The organism is Amycolatopsis vastitatis, from assembly GCF_002234595.1.
Taxonomy (GTDB): Bacteria; Actinomycetota; Actinomycetes; order Mycobacteriales; family Pseudonocardiaceae; genus Amycolatopsis; species Amycolatopsis vastitatis.
Genome location: NZ_NMUL01000030.1, coordinates 222,959 through 238,170, shown reverse-complemented (window position 1 = coordinate 238,170; position 15,212 = coordinate 222,959). Strand labels below are relative to the sequence as shown.

Here is a 15,212-nt window from a genome sequence, read left to right as displayed (position 1 = left end):
CGAAAGGGAGTCGCCATGGGTCACCGCAGGACACCGCGTCACCGTCGCACGGGGACACTGACGGCGGCGGCGATCGTCATGGCGGGCGCCGTGACACCCGCGGCGTCCGGCGCCGTGACGGCTTCACCGTGCACCCCCGGAGCGACCTACGGCCCGCCGTTACCGACGCAAGCGGTGACGTCCCAGCTCATCCGGAGCGGGTTCAACTTCCTCGAAGGCCCCACCTGGGACCGGCGGACGGGCTCCCTGCTGCTGTCGAACATGCAGAACCCCGCCGGCCCCCAAGGCGTGCAACCGTCGGCAATACTCCGGTACACGCCGCCGGCCACCTTCGAGACGTTCATCGCCGACTCCGGCAGCAACGGACTGGCGATCACCGCCGACGGCACGCGGGTGCTCGCCGCCACCCACGACAACCGCACGGTTTCCGCCTACAGCCTCACCGACCGCAGCCGGACGACCGTCGCGGCCGACTACCTCGGCCGCGCCTTCAACTCGCCGAACGACCTGACCACCGGCCAGGACGGGACCACCTACTTCACCGACCCGAACTACCAGCGCGGCAACCGCGCCGACGAGCAGGGCGGCCGGACCAGCGTCTTCCGCGTCCGCGACGGCGTGGTCAGCCTCGTCGACGACACGCTGCCGCAGCCGAACGGCGTCGTCCTGTCCCCTGACGGCAAGACGCTCTACGTCGGATCCACCGGGGCCAACGCGATCATGAAGTACACCGTCTTCGCCGACGGCACCACCGGCAACCGCACGACGTTCGCGAGCATGCGGACACCCGACGGCGCGACCATCGACTGCGCGGGCAACCTGTACTGGGCCTCCTACGACGAAGGGCTCGTCCACGTCTTCTCCCCGTCGGGTGCGCAGCTCGGCACCATCTCGGCCGGCCGCAACACCACCAACGCGGCGTTCGGCGGGCCGGACGGGCAGACCCTGTACCTCACCTCCGGTGTTTCCGGGGGCGGGTTCGGCCTCTACCAGACGCGTCTCAACGTGCCCGGCAACCCTTACTGAACGGCACGGCTCTCCATCGCCGTGCGAATCGCCTTCGCCTTCTCCTCGGTGAACACGCCGCTGCCGAGCAGGGACAAGATGGAGAGGACACCGCCGCTCGCCCCCCAGCTGCCCTCGTCGATGGTCCGGAAGTTGACCCACCAGGCCGGGGACGGCTTGCCGAGCCCGCAGGCGCCGGCCATCGCGGCGAGGACGCGCTCGATGACCTCGGTCCGGACCTCCGGGCGCCAGTCCGCGTCCATGACCGCCACGTCGATCACCATGACGTCCGGGTCCGGTCCGGCGTCGGCGAGCAGCCGCCCGCCGATGGCCATCATGTCCGGTTCGCGCTCGACGAAGTGCACCTGGAAGCCGGGCCGCGCGGCCGGGGCGAACCGGCCGACCTCGGGCACCAGCACGGCGTCGGTCAGCGTTTCGGCCAGGGTGCGGCGCTGGTCGAGGCTCAGGCGGTCCTTCTTGGTGTTCACCGTGATGACGGTCATGATTCCTCCGTGGTGGCGTGGGGCCGGGTGAGGGGGTCTCGGCGGAGGACGAGCTTGGTGGTCCGGGCCGCATAGGCGGCCGGGGCGTCGTCCCACGGCGCGTCGAGGGTGGTGACGCGTTCGGCGGGAAAACCGGTGCGGTGCACGAACTCCAGCAGGCCGGGCAGCACGGCACGGCTGTGGGAGACGCCGAGCCGCAGTGTCGCGTCGGTGGCGTACACGCGCATCAGCGGCACGCGGGTGCCGGTGCCGAGGTAGTAGCCGACCGCGGTGCACACCCCGCCCGGCGCCGAAGCCCGGAGCGCGCGGCGAAGCCCGGCAGGACGCGAGGTAGCTTCCACGATCACGTCGTAGTCACCGGCTTCGCGGGTCAGCGGCCGCGCGCCGAACGACTCGGCGATCGAGCGCCTTCCGGGGTCGGCGTCGATGTAGTCCACAGTGGACGCACCGTGCGCGACCGCCAGCCCGGCCGCGTAGAGGCCGATGCTCTTGGCCCCGCCGCCGAGGACGAGCACCGAGCCGCCTTCCCGGGCGGCCAGCGGCGGGACGACCGCGCGCCAGGCGTCGGCGAGGTTGTCGCTCGCGGCGGCGATCCGTCCGACCGGGATTCCCGGGGGAACGGGCACGAGCATGTGCCCGGCGAACGGGACCCGCAGCGCGTCGGCGACCATGCCGCCCCACGGTCCGCTCGCGGGCCCGAACCCGTAGGCCGCGAGCACGCCGCCACCGGCGGTCGTGGCGCATTTCGCCGTCAGGCCGCGGCGGCACGGCGGGCACGTGCCGCAGGACACCGCCCACGGCACGATCACGCGCTGCCCGATCCGCAGCCCGGTCACCGCGGTGCCGAGCGAGACGATCTCGGCGACGCATTCATGGCCGATGGCGAACGGGCCGCGGAACGGGACCTTCCCGCAGATGCCGCCGACGACCCGGTCGACCAGCCCCAGGGCCATCCCCGCCTGCAGGGCCCGGGACACCGGCCGGTGGACGGGCAGGGTGTCGCCGTCACATCGCGCGGCGACGAAGGGCCGCACGATCGCGTCCGTCGGCTCCTCCAGCGCCGGGGTGTCCCGCTCGTGCCAGGCCAGCCGGCCGGCGCGTTCGAACCGCAGTTCACGCACCGGCAGGCTCCCGCACGAAGACCGGCTTGAGGTGCCGCTCCGGCAACGCCTCCGGCAGCTGTTCCCAGTCGAAGACGTCGGACACGACCCGCCGCGGGTCCACCTGGCCGCTCCGCGCGAGGTCGAGCGCGTCCGGCAGGTGGGTGCGCACGTTGTCGCGGGCGATGCGCAGGTTCACCCCGGTCAGGTACATCTCCAGCAGCGGCAGCTCGCCGGGCCGGAAGTGGTTGCCGGCGCTCTCGCAGATCCCTTCCGGGACAAGGGATCGCAGCGCCGTGGCCAGCTCGTCGACGCGGCCGGTGGACTCGATCGCCAGGTCGAACCCGTGATGGACCGGCTCGATCGCCTCGGCCGTGCGGGCGCCGTAGGTCTCGGCGATCGCCCGGTGCGCCGGGTCCGGGTCGACGTAGAGCACGTCGGACGCCCCCAGCGCGCGGGCGATGTCGCAGACGTAGAGGCCGATGCTGCCGCGGGCGATCACCAGCACCCGCGCCCCCGGCCGGGCCTTCAGGTGCGGGGCCACCAGCCGCCAGGACAGCGACCAGTTGTCGCTCGCCGCCGCCATCGCCACCGGGTCCAGCCCGGACGGCAGCGGCACCAGCATCGCGTCGGCCCACGGGACGCGCACCAGGTCGGCGAACAACCCGCCCCAGGCCCCGCCGATCGGGGCGCCGAACATCGCCATGTGCGGTACCGACGCGCAGTGCGCCGTCAGCCCCGCGCGGCACCGAGCGCACTCCCCGCAGGAGATCGCCCACGGCACGACCACGAGGTCCCCGGGCGCCACGTGCGTGACGGCGTCGCCGACGTCGGTCACGCGCGCGACGCACTCGTGGCCGAGGGCGAACGGCGGCGGGATCGGGCCGTGCCCGGCCAGGATCGCCGAATCGACGTCGCACGAGGTCGCCGCCACCGGCGCCACGATCGCGTCCCGAGCGGACTCCGGCGTGGGATCCGGCGCCTCCCGCCACTCGACAGTCCGGCGGGCGACGTAGGTCAGCTCACGCATCGGCCGTCGTCCCCCGGGCCTGCTTCGCGAGGGCGACCAGTTCGGCGTAGCGAACGATGCCGCCGCCGGCACCCCACGTCCCCTCGGGCTGCTCGTGGATCAGCACCCACACCCGGACCGCGTCGGCCTCGCCCAGTCCAGCGGCCTTCAGCACGGTTTCCGTGGCCTCCTTCACCAGCCCCGCCTTGCGACGATCGGACACCGCGCCCTGCGGCACCGTCACGTCCACCCGGAACCGCGGCGCGTCGTCTTCGGCCGTGGTCTGCACACCCGCGGGCAGCTCGTGCAGGTAGCTCCACGCCTGCGCGCGGAAGAACTCCGTGTCCGGCGCGCCCTCCCAGCGCAGCAGCACGGCCGCGAGCTCGCGCTGCACGCTCTCGCGGCCCTCGCTCGTCAGGGCTCCGGCGGGGACGGTCAGCTGGATCATCGGCATGGTACCGCTCCTCTATAACACTCGTTATAACCCGGGGCGGACGCTACCCTATGACGGTCGTTATAGACAAGGACCGGGGCGGCAGACGGGGGATCTTCGCTGTAACGCCGGTCCCCCTCGCGTCGACCTACTGTGCACTCCCCTACTGCCCACGGCGCGAGGTTGGTTAGTTGAGCAGAGAAATGGTCTCCGTCGAGAATGGCCGGATCTTCTACGGGAACGCGGTTTCTCAACTTGCCGAGTCGCTCAACCCGCTCGGTGCGGCGGCCAGGGCCGTCGCCGAAGTTTCCGCCTGCATCACCGAGATGGGCCGGCTCAAGGTCGAAAGCAAGCGGATCGACGCGGACAGCGGTGAGCGGCTGACCGCCCTCGCCGACCGCCGGGCCGCCGTCGGCGCCGCGCTGCGGGAAATGCGCAACAGCGGCGCGCTGGCCGGTGTCAACGCACGTGGCCTGCTGGAATGCATCGCCAAGGAGCAGCAGCACCTCGTTCAGGCCACCTCGTTCGACGAGCAGCAGCTCCACGCGAACCTGGTCGAGGTGCTCGGCAAGCTCCTGGTGTCCGAAACCGCCTCGGGCCGGGCGGGACTGGGTGACCACATCGACAAGGTGCTCAACGGATCCGGGGCACCGGACGGCGGTCGCCCGCGGAACCGCAAACCCCAAGGGCGCGGCAACGGCCGGCGAAAGTAGGAGAGTGTGGGTCGGCGGAAGTTCGGCTGCGGGTTCTGGTTCGTAGCCTTGACGGTCGGGCTTCCGTTCGTCAGCGGAGCGGCCGCGGCCGTGGTGCTGGCACTGACCGCCCCGGCCATCGTGCCGTTCCTCGTCGCCGCGGACCCGGCGCAGTTCGCGGAACACCGGACAGCCTGGTGGTGCTTTTTCGGCGCCGCCCCGCTCGTGGCCCTGCTTCTCGTCTCCCGAGGCAGCCCGAGGAGCCGGCGGAGGCGGCGCTCTCCGACCGCACGTCAGCGCTGGGCGACGGTCCGCCGGGCTCTGTCCCGTGCCGGGATCCTCCTGCTGGCCACGAACATCACCGCGCTGGTGCTTCTGCTGAACGGCAATGTCGCCCACGGCCCGCACGCCGCCCAGCAGACGGCGATCCTTTTCGGCGGCAGCGGTGCCGCCGGCGCGGTCGCCCTGATCGCGTTCCGGTTGTGGGACCGGTGGTTCCCGCCCGGGGAGCGCCTCAAGCCGGTCACCCTGGCAGCGGTGCAGGCGGCCACGGCCGAGGCCGAGCAGACGCTGCGGAAAGTCCGGGCCAACAACCACCGCGTCGACCGGATGGCCGCGGCGGTCGAGCAGCAGCTCCAGGCCGCCAGGCTGAACCTGGACTTCGCGGGCCTGTGCGAGCTGCACTACGAGTCACGCGGCTGCGCCGACAACGCCTACCAGTACTACGACATGAGCCGCGACGTGGCGCGTGGCCTGGCCGGCATCGTCGTTCGCGCCCGTGCCACCGTCACCATGCGGGTGCGGTCGGAAGTCAACCCGGCCACCGGGCGCCGGGAGCGGCCGAACCGGTCGGCGATGACAGCCGCGGCGACGAGCCTGGCGCTGACCCGGTCGAGGATCAGCGACGAGGTGGGCAAAGGCCTGACGATGGTCAAGAACCTGAACGCCAGAACGGCCGATCTCAAGTTCTCGATCAGGGACGACTGCGGAGCCCGCGGACAGCGGTGGTTCGAAGACCTCGAGGCCCGGACCGAAGCCCGCCGCCAGGCCGACGGCCGCCTCCCGGCATGAACGACGACCTCCGCCGCCGACCACGATCGTGGCGGGTGGTGCGCGCAGGCCGGACGCGCGCGAGTCGACCTTTGCGTCGTAGTATTCGCGGCAACCGACCCGGCAAGGAGCACGATGTCCATCGGAACCGCCGCCCGGACCACGCTGGCCGGAATCCGGATCTTCAACGGCGCGGTCGGCCTGTTCGCGGCCCACCGCATGGCCGCCCAGCTGGGCAGCGAGCTCGGTGCCGACAAGGCGTTCGTCTACCCGGCCCGGATGTTCGGGATCCGCACGCTGGTCCTCGGCTTCGACCTCCTGCGCCTGCGCGACGGCTCGGCGGCCGACCGGCGGCTGCTCCGCGAAGCCGTGCTGATCCACGCCACCGACACCGCCGCAGCCGCCTACGCGGGCCGCCGCGGCGAACTGCCCGCCAAGGCGGCCCGGCTGACCACGACGATCTCCGCCGTCAACACGGCGCTGGCCGTAATCTCGCTCGTCGCCGCGCCGAAGGCCGCCACCGATGCCCCGGGAGCCGCCCGGTAGAACCAGCACGTCGTGGGCTCACGCCTTCCTTGCGAAGTCGACCAGCGCGAGCGCGAAGTTGGGGGGACCACCATGGCCCGCTTGGTGTCACTGAACGTCGGCATGCCCCAGGACGTGCCCTGGCGGGGCCGGACCGTCCACACGGGAATCTTCAAGTACCCGGTCGAAGGCCGCCGCCTGGTCCGCAGGCTCAACGTCGACGGCGACGGCCAGGGCGACCTCGGCGGCCACGGCGGCGAGAACCGCGCGGTGCTCGTGTACCAGCGCCAGTCCTACGAGCACTGGCGGCGGTTCCTCGGCCGCGACGACCTCGAGGACGGCCGGTTCGGTGAGAACTTCACCGTCGACGGCCTGCCCGACGACGAGGTGCACATCGGCGACCGGTACCGGATCGGCGAAGCCGAGTTCGAGGTCACCCAGCCGCGCGTCACGTGCTTCCGCGTCGGGATGCGCCTCGGCGAGCCGCGGATGCCCTCCCTGCTGGTGGCACACCACCGGCCCGGCTTCTACCTGCGGGTCGTCACCGAAGGCCACGTCCAGGCCGGCGACGAGATCGTCCGCACCCGGACCGGCCGGCACGCGATGAGCGTCGCGGACGTCGACGCGCTCCTCTACCTGCCGGGCCGCGACCGGGACGCGCTGCGCAAGGCCGTCGACATCCCGGCGCTCAGCCCCGGCTGGCAAGGGTCGTTCCGGGACCTGCTGGCCGCGGAGGAACCGGCACCCCGCGGCTGGAGCGGGTTCCGGCCGCTGCGCGTCGCCCGGGTGGTGCCCGAGAGCACGACCGTGGCCTCCCTCCACCTGGCCGCCGAGGACGGCGCGCCGCTCCCCCGTCCCGAGCCGGGCCAGTACCTCACCCTGCGCGTTCCCGGGGCCGGAGACCCGGCGCCGGTCCGGAGCTACTCGCTGTCGGCGGCGCCGTCGGACCGCGAGTACCGCATCAGCGTCAAGCGCGACGGAGTGGTCAGCAGCTACCTCCACACGCACCTGGCGGCCGGCGCGGTCGTGGACGTCGCAGCCCCCCGCGGCGACTTCGTCCTGACCAGAGACGACCGTCCCGTGGTCCTGATCTCCGCGGGCATCGGCGCGACGCCGGTCTTGGCCATGCTGCACGCACTCGCCGCGAACCGGGCTTCGCGAGAGGTCTGGTGGCTGCACACCACCCGGACCGCCGCCGAGCACGGTTTCGCCGACGAGGCACACCGGCTGCTGGCGAGCCTTCCGCACGGCCACGAGTACATCCGCTACACCGCGGAAAACGGCTGGCTGACGCGCGAAACCCTGTCCACCTTGAACCTTCCCGCCGACGGCACCGCCTACCTGTGCGGACCGGACGCCTTCATGACGGCGATGCGGGAATCCTTGGTATCTCTGGGGTTCGACCCGGCGCGTGTCCACAGTGAACTGTTCGGCGGCGTGTCCGCGATCAACCCGGGCCTCACCGGCGTCGTCCGCAAGACCCCGCATCCCCCGGCCGGCACCGCGGGCACCGGGCCCGCGGTCACGTTCGCGCGCAGCGGGCTCACCGTGCCGTGGAACGACCGCTACCCGAGCCTGCTCGAGTTCGCCGAGGCGTGCGACGTGCCGACCCGCTGGTCGTGCCGCACCGGCGTCTGCCACACCTGCGTGACCCCGGTGCTTTCCGGCCGCGTGCGGTACGACCCCGACCCGCTCGAGCCGCCCGCGCCCGGCGAAGCACTCGTCTGCTGCGCCCGTCCGCGGGAGGACGTCGTCCTGGACCTCTGAGCTACCGCCGCCAGTGGATGTCACCGGGCGGGCGGTAGACGCAATTCTGCGGGTCGTGCGGGAATGGATCGGCGAAAAGCTCGCACTCTCCGCCGCGGGAGAGCCGGCTTTTCCGGCTGCTGTACCCGGACGAAGGGGCGCCGGTCAGCCAAGCCCGGTCGATCGCGCACGCGGTCTTGTGCTGGGCGCCGGCGCCGGCCGGGTTCCTGCTCGTGACGATCGGCTCCGGCATCGGGAACGGCCTGCTCACCGCCGCAGTGGTACTGACCGCGCTCGGCTGGCTGCTGTCCAAGCGGCATCTCGCCTTCACCGGGCCGGCGCGCGCCCTGGCTGAGGTCGGGACTCATTTCGCGAGCAACGTGAGCAGCCGGGCCACCTCGTCCCGGACCGCGTCCCGGCCGGGGGCCAGGTAGCGGCGGGGGTCGGTGAGGGCTGTGTGCGTCCCGAGCGTCGAGCGCACAGCTTCGGTGAGCACCTGGTTCAACCGCGTCCCGATGTTGACCTTGACGATTCCGCTCGTCACCGCCCCGCGCAGTCCCTCGTCGGGTACGCCGGACGAACCGTGCAGCACGAGCGGCACGGGAACGCTGTGCGCGAGCGCGGTGATCAGCTCCTCGTCGAGCACCGCGCTGCGGTCGGCCATGGCGTGCGACGATCCGACGGCCACCGCGAGCGAGTCCACGCCGGTCGCGGCGACGAACTCGCGGGCCTCGTCCGGGTCCGTGCGCACGCCCGGCGCGTGGGCGCCGTCCTTTCCGCCGATCTCGCCGAGCTCCGCCTCGACTCGGCAACCCGCCGCGTGGCAGCGTTCGACGACGGCTTTCGTCCTGGCCACGTTCTCGGCGTAGGGCAACGCGGCGGCGTCGAACATGACGGACGTGATGCCCAGGTCGAGTCCCTCGCGGATCAGCTCCTCGTCCTCGATGTGGTCGAGGTGGACCAGGACGGGCGCGGTCGCCGTCTCGGCGAGCCGCAGGCAGGCGAGTGCGAACGGCGCGAGCGAACCGTGGTAGCGGACGGCGTTCTGCGAGATCTGCAGGACCACCGGGAGCCCGCTGCGCTCCGCGCCGGCCACGACGGCTTCGGCGTGCTCGATCAGGATCGCGTTGAACGCCCCGATCGCGCGCCGCTGCGTTCGCAGGTCGTCCAGCAAGGCGGCCCAGTTCATCGGATCCTCTCCACTTTCACCGCAGGAGCCCACTTGTCCCTGGCCGCGACGTCGATCTCGCCGGCGACCGGCCGCAGCACCGCGGCGGCCGACGTGGCGACCACGTCCGCCAGGGCCACCGGCCAGTCCACTTCGGACGTTCCACCGGCTTCGGCGAGACGCACGGCCAGCGCGGCGGCTCCCGCGTCTCCCGCACCGGCCGAATTGCCGGTGACGACCTCGGCGGGCCAAGCGCGCCAGGCGCCCCGCGCGGTCACGGCGATCGCGCCTTCGGGGCCCAGGGTGGCGACCACCGCCGGCGCTCCCGCGGCCACGAGGTCCTGACAGGCTTCTGATCCGGGCCCGGCCAGCTCCTCCAGCTCGTCTTCGTTCGGCATGAGCACCGCGCCGCTCCCGGCGGCCTCGCGCAGGGCTGCGCCGGAGACGTCGGCGATCACCGGCACGTCGTGCCGGAGGCACAACCGGGCCAGCTTCGCGGGGACGTCGGCGCCCAGGCCCTCGGGCACGCTGCCGGAGATCACGACAGCACCGGCCGGCAGTTCGGCGCGCAGAGCGGCGAAGATGCCTCCTTCCGCCGTCCCGTCGGCCGGAAAACCGTTCTCCTGCAGCATGGTCGTCCCGTCGGCGGGAGTCGCCACCGCCACGGTCCGCCGCACCGCGGGCAGCGCCGGGACGAGCCGGTGCGCGAGGCCCAGCCGGTCCAGCCCGTCCCCGAACTCGTCCGGCGTCCGCGTGGTGGTCAGTGCCAGCACGAGGCTCTCGCCGCCCAGCTGACGCACCACCGCCGCGACGTTGACGCCCTTGCCACCGGCGCGTGACCGGACGTCGGACACCCGCGTCGTCCCGCCGAGGTGCAGCGCGTCGACCCGATAGGTCACGTCGACGGCGGGGTTGAGGGTGATGGTGAGGATCCGACGCGTCACGGAGCCGCGCCCGCGACGCTGCCGGGGACCGGCTCGGTGGTCCTTTCCGCGCGGTAGACCATCAGCGTCGATCCGGCCAAGGCCAGCACGATGCCCGCGATCTGGAACCCGGTGGGCGCGGCGCCGAAGAGCACCAGCGACAGGACGATCGTCAGCACGGGGGCGAGTGCGTTGGTCACCGGCGCCACGATCGACGCCTTGCCCCGGCTCATCGCCATCACGAGGAACAGCGCGCCGACCGAGTTGAGCAGCTGCGTGCCCGCGGTGAGCGCGGGCGCCTGCCACGGGAACCCCAGCGGGAGCCCGCCCATCATCAGCACCGCGACCGGGATCAGCAGCAGCCCGCTGATCGTCATCCAGCCGAACGTCGAAGCGTCGTCGACGCCGGCGAGCGCGGCCTTGCGCATGAAGAACGCCTGGACACCCCACGCCACGCAGACCAGAACGGCCAGCACCAGGTAGAGCCACCCGCTGTCACCGCCGTCGCCGGTGGAGACGGAGAACAGGACGACGGCGACGAGCGCGAGCAGCACACCGGCCCACGACCACCCGCCGAGCCGTTCCCGCAACGCGGCGAACGCCAGCAGCACCGTGACAGCGGGCGAAAGCGCGACGATCGGGAAGATCACGTAGGCCGGCCCGATCGTGAGGGCCTTGAACAGCAGCAGCTGCCCGCCCGCACCGGTGAGCCCGATCAGCAGCCCGTACCCGGCGGCCACCCGGCCGCGGTCGAACTTCTTCCCCCGCAGCGAGAACCACGCGGGCACGAGCATGGTCAGCGCCCAGACCACGTACACCATCGGGTCGGGGTAGGCGTAGAGCTTGGTGGGCAGGGCCGAAATGGCCCCCCACACTCCCCAGAACACCACCAGCAGTCCCGCGTACGGGATCCAACCGCGGGTGGGCACACCTGGTCCGGTCATCGTGGCTCCTCAGCGAGGCAGGGACGCGGTCGAGTGGACTTGCTCGGCCCGCAAGGGGTGTCCGTGCAGGCGCGCCGCGTAGAGTGCGGCACCGATGTGCGGTTCCAGCAGTGGCTCACGAAGGTCGTACTCGAGGGACAGCGCATCGCGGAACGACGCCAGCACGTGCGCCGACCCGAACATGCCGCCGGAGTACGACACCGGAACCCGTTGTGCGGCATCGAATTCGAGAGCCTTCCGGCCGACGTCCACGAGCAGCGCGAGCTCCCGCCCCGCTTCCCGGAGGACGCCGGTCGCGACCGCGTCGCCGGCGTCCGCCGCCCTGGCCACGACCTTGCTCAGCGTCGCGACCTTGCCCCGGTCGCCGTGCCACTGGTTCACGACGACGTCGATCGCGTCGAAATCGGCGGCGAGGCCGAGCGCCTGGCGCATTTCCGCGACGAGCGGCCCGGCGGGCAGCCGCCCGTCGACCATGCGGCTGAACGCGTTCAGGCCCTGGATCGCGACCCAGTAGCCGGAGCCTTCGTCACCGAACAGCTCACTCCAGCCACCACCACGCCACTGCCTGCCCTCGTTCTCGCCGTAGGCGATCGAGCCGGTGCCGGCGACGACGTTGATGCCGTCGACGGCCCCGAGCGATCCGGCCCAGCCGCAGATCATGTCGTTGCCGCAGCGGTAGTTCGCCGTACCGAGCACCCTGGCGGGCAAGGCGTCCAGCTCGGGCAGGTCGGCGCTGATCTCGCCGTAGGCGGGCAGGCCGAAGAACGCGTACGTGATGTCCGGAACCGAAATCCCGCCGGCGCCGCACACCGCGCCGATCCCCTCGGCCAGCAGGGGTTCCACGATCTGCAGACCTTCGCTCAGGTAGTACACGCTCGCGGTCCGCGCCTCCGCGACGACCCGGCCGTCGAGGTCGACCAGGCAGAAAGCCGTCTTCGTCCCCCCACCGTCGACACCGAGGAACATCTCAGCTCACCTCCGAAGGAGCGAATTCGTGGATGACCACGCCCTGGACGACGCGGTTCACCTCCCCGTCGGGGAACGGGTTGTCCGGGGTGATGCCCAGCGCGAGCGAGCACGCGAGTGCCGTGGTCTGCGCCGTGATCACGGCGAGCAACGCGTGACCGGCAACGGGTACGCGGGATGGCGAAGGCACGGGCCAGACCTGTGCGCCACCGAACTCGGTGGCGTCCTCCCCGCCCACCACGACCACCCGCTCCGCGCCGAGTGACTGCACCAGCTCGCGCGCGATGTCCGCGTCGTACCGCCGCGCGTGCGGATCGGGGGACAGGAAGACCACGGCGACGGTGCGCTCGTCGAGCACCGACTTCGGTCCGTGCCGGAAACCCAGCGACGAGTCGGCGATGCCGACGACCTCGCCTCGGGTCAGCTCCAGGCACTTCAGCGCGGCCTCCCGGGCCAGCCCGCGAAGCGGCCCGGAGCCCAGGAACACCAGCCGGGCCGGCTTGGCGCCGGAAATCGCCGACGCGTGCTCCGCGGCACCGGCGAGCACAGCCGCCCCGGCGCGTGCCAGCGCCTCGACGTCGACGTCCACGCCGAAGGCGAGCAGGGCCGCCAGCGCCATCCCGGTGAACGAGGAGGTCATCGCGAACCCGCGGTCGTTCACCTCCTCTGGGAGTGCCACCACGACCGCGTTCCCGGCACCGGACCATCGCCGTGCCAGCTGTCCCCCGGGGTCGCAGGTGATCACCAGGTGCCGCAGCCCGGGAGCCAGCCGGTCCAGCAGGTCCGCCGCGGCGACGGACTCGGGGCTGTTGCCGCTGCGCGCGAAGGACACCAGAAGGATCGGCCGGTCGTCCACCACCACGGCAGCCGGGTCGGCGACGATCTCCGTGGTCGCGATCGCCTCGACCGGCCGGCCGAGGTGGCGGGCGAGATCGCGGGCCACGACCTCGCCGACGAACGCCGAGGTACCCGCACCGGTGAGCACGATGCGCGGACCGGGGAGCCCGATCAGCTTGTCGATTTCCGGCCGGGCGCGCCGCACGGCGTCCGCCACCCGCGGCCAGGTGGCGGGCTGCTGCTCGATTTCCCGCGCGGTCCAGCTGCCGCCGAACCGTCGCCCGCTGCTGTGCATAGGTGTTGCCTCCGATTGCCGGGACGTACTCCCGGAGATTCATCCGCTCCCGCGGGAAGGGCAAGGTTCGATGTCCAAATGCGCATTCGGATTGCGCGTTTCGCCGCGGACAGCTGTCGTAAGCTCGGCCCATGTCCACGCGGAAACGGCGCACCACCCGGGCCGAACGGCTCTCGGAGCTGTTGCGGGTGCTCGCGGACACCGGCGAGCTGCACGTGGGTGCGCTCAGCGCCCGGTTCGGCGTCTCCTCCGCCACGCTGCGGCGCGATCTGGCCAAATTGGAGGAACAGCGGCTGCTGACCCGCACCCACGGCGGCGCGCGGCCCCGGGGGCGCACGAACGAGGTGCCGCCGCCCTACCGGGAAAGCCGTTCCCGGGACGCCAAACGCGCCATCGTGCACGCGGCGATCCGCACGCTGCCGGCCGGTCCGCACGTCATCGCCCTCACCGGCGGGTCCACCACGAGCGAGTTCGCCCGGGAGCTGCCGGGCCGGGCGGACCTGACCGTGGTCACCAACGCGTTGAACATCGCGATGGACCTGGCGCTGCACCCGCGGCTGAAGCTGGTGGTGGTCGGCGGGGTCGCCCGGCCCCAGTCCTACGAGCTGGTCGGCCCCTGGGCCGAGCACGTGCTGGCGTCGATCAGCATCGGCACGGCGTTCGTCGGCGTGGACGGCATCGACGCGACGGCGGGCATCACCACGCACGACGAGAACGAGGCCAGGACCAACCGCGCCATGCTCGGCCGCGCCCGGCAGGTGGTCGTGCTGGCCGACGGCAGCAAGCTCGGGCGGACCACCCTCGCCCGCATGGGCGACATCCAGGACGTGCACGAGGTCATCACCGACTCCTCCGCCGCGCCCGGCGCGGTCGCGGCGATCCGCCGGGCCGGTGTCCGGGTCACCGTGGTCGAGGTCGGCTCCGCCGAGACCCGGTGAAACGCTCATCGCGAATGCGCGTTTGGTTGACCGCGAAGGTCGTTCTCCCTACCTTTCGCCGGACAACAGCCCCGACGATGACGGAGTCCGTATGAAGCGTCTTCTCCCCGTCCACGGCAAGCGATTCGCTTCGTTCGCGGCGGCGGCCGCAGTGGCCGCCGGTACGCTCGCCGCGACAGCGGCACCGGCCTCGGCCGCGGTCACCCTGCCCCCGCAGGCCGCCGGGTTCGACTACCAGATCGGTGGCGCCTACACCCCGCCGTCCGGGGTGCAGATCGTCAGCCGCGACGTCTCCGCGGCCCCGGCGAGCGGCAAGTACAACATCTGCTACCTCAACGCTTTCCAGGCGCAGGAAGGCCAGGACGGCGACTGGCCGAGCGACCTGCTGCTCCGCGACTCGAACGGCAACAAGGTCGTCGACCCGGACTGGAAGGAGACCCTGCTGGACCTGCGCACCGCCGACAAGCGCACCCGGGTCGCGGCCAAGGTCGGCAGCTGGATCGACACGTGCGCCTCGAAGGGTTACCAGGCGATCGAGCCGGACAACTACGACAGCTACAGCAGGTCCAAGAACCTGCTCACCACCACGCACGCGCAGGAGTACATCAAGCTCCTGGCGGCCCACGCCCACAGCAAGAACCTCGCCATCGCCCAGAAGAACACCCCGGAGCTGGCCGGCAACCGGGTCGCCAACGGCCTCGACTTCGCCGTCACCGAAGAATGCGGCGAATACGAGGAGTGCGCCGACTACGCCGGCCCCTTCGACAACCGGGTGGTCGACGTCGAGTACACCGCTTCGGGCATGAGCAAGGCCTGCCCGGAGTGGAAGAGCAAGATCAGCATCGTCCGGCGTGACCTGTACGTGGTGCCCCAGGGGTCGAGCGGGTACGTCCGCAAGACCTGCTGACCCCCGGTCCCGCTGTGACCGGCCACGAGGAAGGTCACAGCGGGACCGCTGTCCACTAAGGACGATTCAGCCGCACGACCCGGGTACTTGACACGCCCCGTTCCGCTCGCTTTACTGCTGTGCACGTCGGAACCCCACGTCCGACGTCAGAGGTATGCCCAGCCGGTATGT

General features: G+C 71.9%; 17 protein-coding genes. 7 read left to right on the top strand and 10 right to left on the bottom strand.

Going from position 1 to position 15,212, the window contains the following annotated elements:
- Positions 1 to 15 precede the first annotated feature (15 nt).
- Positions 16 to 1,026: an SMP-30/gluconolactonase/LRE family protein gene (locus CF165_RS27925; protein ID WP_093950538.1), complete on the top strand. Its 1,011-nt coding sequence runs from the start codon at positions 16 to 18 to the stop codon at positions 1,024 to 1,026.
- Here the strand turns inward: CF165_RS27925 and CF165_RS27920 are convergent.
- Genes CF165_RS27920 through CF165_RS27905 form a run of 4 tightly spaced genes read right to left on the bottom strand, consistent with a single transcriptional unit; the run spans position 1,020 to position 4,071 of the window.
- Positions 1,020 to 1,508: a tautomerase family protein gene (locus CF165_RS27920; protein ID WP_093950537.1), complete on the bottom strand. Its 489-nt coding sequence runs from the start codon at positions 1,506 to 1,508 to the stop codon at positions 1,020 to 1,022. The two genes, CF165_RS27925 and CF165_RS27920, sit on opposite strands and share 7 nt — an antisense overlap.
- Entirely contained in the window at positions 1,505 to 2,629 is a 1,125-nt protein-coding gene (locus CF165_RS27915; protein WP_240521829.1) for an alcohol dehydrogenase catalytic domain-containing protein, read from the bottom strand. The genes CF165_RS27920 and CF165_RS27915 overlap by 4 nt, the downstream gene beginning before the upstream one ends.
- Positions 2,622 to 3,638: a zinc-dependent alcohol dehydrogenase gene (locus tag CF165_RS27910; protein ID WP_093950535.1), complete on the bottom strand. Its 1,017-nt coding sequence runs from the start codon at positions 3,636 to 3,638 to the stop codon at positions 2,622 to 2,624. Before CF165_RS27910 ends, CF165_RS27915 begins: the two co-directional genes overlap by 8 nt.
- Positions 3,631 to 4,071, bottom strand: a complete 441-nt coding sequence (locus CF165_RS27905) for a tautomerase family protein (protein ID WP_093950534.1) — start codon at positions 4,069 to 4,071, stop codon at positions 3,631 to 3,633. Before CF165_RS27905 ends, CF165_RS27910 begins: the two co-directional genes overlap by 8 nt.
- Before the next feature lie 170 nt (positions 4,072 to 4,241).
- On the opposite strand from CF165_RS27905, the gene CF165_RS27900 reads away from it, so the two are divergent.
- The 4 genes from CF165_RS27900 to CF165_RS27885 all read left to right on the top strand — a co-directional run bounded on the left by CF165_RS27900 (position 4,242) and on the right by CF165_RS27885 (position 8,084).
- Positions 4,242 to 4,763, top strand: a complete 522-nt coding sequence (locus CF165_RS27900; protein ID WP_143268686.1) for a DUF3313 domain-containing protein — start codon at positions 4,242 to 4,244, stop codon at positions 4,761 to 4,763.
- Between the two features lie 6 nt (positions 4,764 to 4,769).
- Positions 4,770 to 5,813 carry a hypothetical protein gene (locus tag CF165_RS27895; protein WP_093950532.1) on the top strand — a complete coding sequence of 348 codons (1,044 nt, stop codon included), beginning with the start codon at positions 4,770 to 4,772 and terminating at the stop codon, positions 5,811 to 5,813.
- Between the two features lie 114 nt (positions 5,814 to 5,927).
- Positions 5,928 to 6,338 (top strand): hypothetical protein, encoded by a 411-nt coding sequence (locus tag CF165_RS27890; protein WP_093950531.1) that lies wholly within the window; start codon positions 5,928 to 5,930, stop codon positions 6,336 to 6,338.
- Positions 6,339 to 6,410: 72 nt separating this feature from the next.
- Positions 6,411 to 8,084, top strand: a complete 1,674-nt coding sequence (locus tag CF165_RS27885; protein ID WP_093950530.1) for an MOSC and FAD-binding oxidoreductase domain-containing protein — start codon at positions 6,411 to 6,413, stop codon at positions 8,082 to 8,084.
- Between the two features lies 1 nt (position 8,085).
- On the opposite strand, the gene CF165_RS27880 is transcribed toward CF165_RS27885, so the two are convergent.
- The 6 genes from CF165_RS27880 to CF165_RS27855 form a co-directional block, all read right to left on the bottom strand.
- Complete coding sequence (locus tag CF165_RS27880; RefSeq protein ID WP_143268685.1) at positions 8,086 to 8,334, bottom strand: hypothetical protein; 249 nt, start codon at positions 8,332 to 8,334, stop codon at positions 8,086 to 8,088.
- A 93-nt stretch (positions 8,335 to 8,427) separates the two neighbouring features.
- On the bottom strand, positions 8,428 to 9,252 hold the full coding sequence (locus CF165_RS27875) for a class II fructose-bisphosphate aldolase (protein WP_093950528.1): 825 nt from the start codon (positions 9,250 to 9,252) through the stop codon (positions 8,428 to 8,430).
- Entirely contained in the window at positions 9,249 to 10,175 is a 927-nt protein-coding gene (locus CF165_RS27870; protein ID WP_093950527.1) for a 1-phosphofructokinase family hexose kinase, read from the bottom strand. Before CF165_RS27870 ends, CF165_RS27875 begins: the two co-directional genes overlap by 4 nt.
- Positions 10,172 to 11,098: a DMT family transporter gene (locus CF165_RS27865; RefSeq protein ID WP_093950526.1), complete on the bottom strand. Its 927-nt coding sequence runs from the start codon at positions 11,096 to 11,098 to the stop codon at positions 10,172 to 10,174. The genes CF165_RS27870 and CF165_RS27865 overlap by 4 nt, the downstream gene beginning before the upstream one ends.
- 9 nt (positions 11,099 to 11,107) lie before the next feature.
- On the bottom strand, positions 11,108 to 12,064 hold the full coding sequence (locus CF165_RS27860) for an N-acetylglucosamine kinase (protein ID WP_093950525.1): 957 nt from the start codon (positions 12,062 to 12,064) through the stop codon (positions 11,108 to 11,110).
- 1 nt (position 12,065) lies between these two features.
- Entirely contained in the window at positions 12,066 to 13,196 is a 1,131-nt protein-coding gene (locus tag CF165_RS27855; RefSeq protein WP_093950524.1) for an SIS domain-containing protein, read from the bottom strand.
- Between the two features lie 131 nt (positions 13,197 to 13,327).
- On the opposite strand from CF165_RS27855, the gene CF165_RS27850 reads away from it, so the two are divergent.
- Entirely contained in the window at positions 13,328 to 14,134 is an 807-nt protein-coding gene (locus CF165_RS27850) for a DeoR/GlpR family DNA-binding transcription regulator (protein ID WP_093950523.1), read from the top strand.
- A 91-nt stretch (positions 14,135 to 14,225) separates the two neighbouring features.
- On the top strand, positions 14,226 to 15,041 hold the full coding sequence (locus tag CF165_RS27845; protein WP_093950522.1) for an endo alpha-1,4 polygalactosaminidase: 816 nt from the start codon (positions 14,226 to 14,228) through the stop codon (positions 15,039 to 15,041).
- The last annotated feature ends 171 nt before the right edge of the window (positions 15,042 to 15,212 follow it).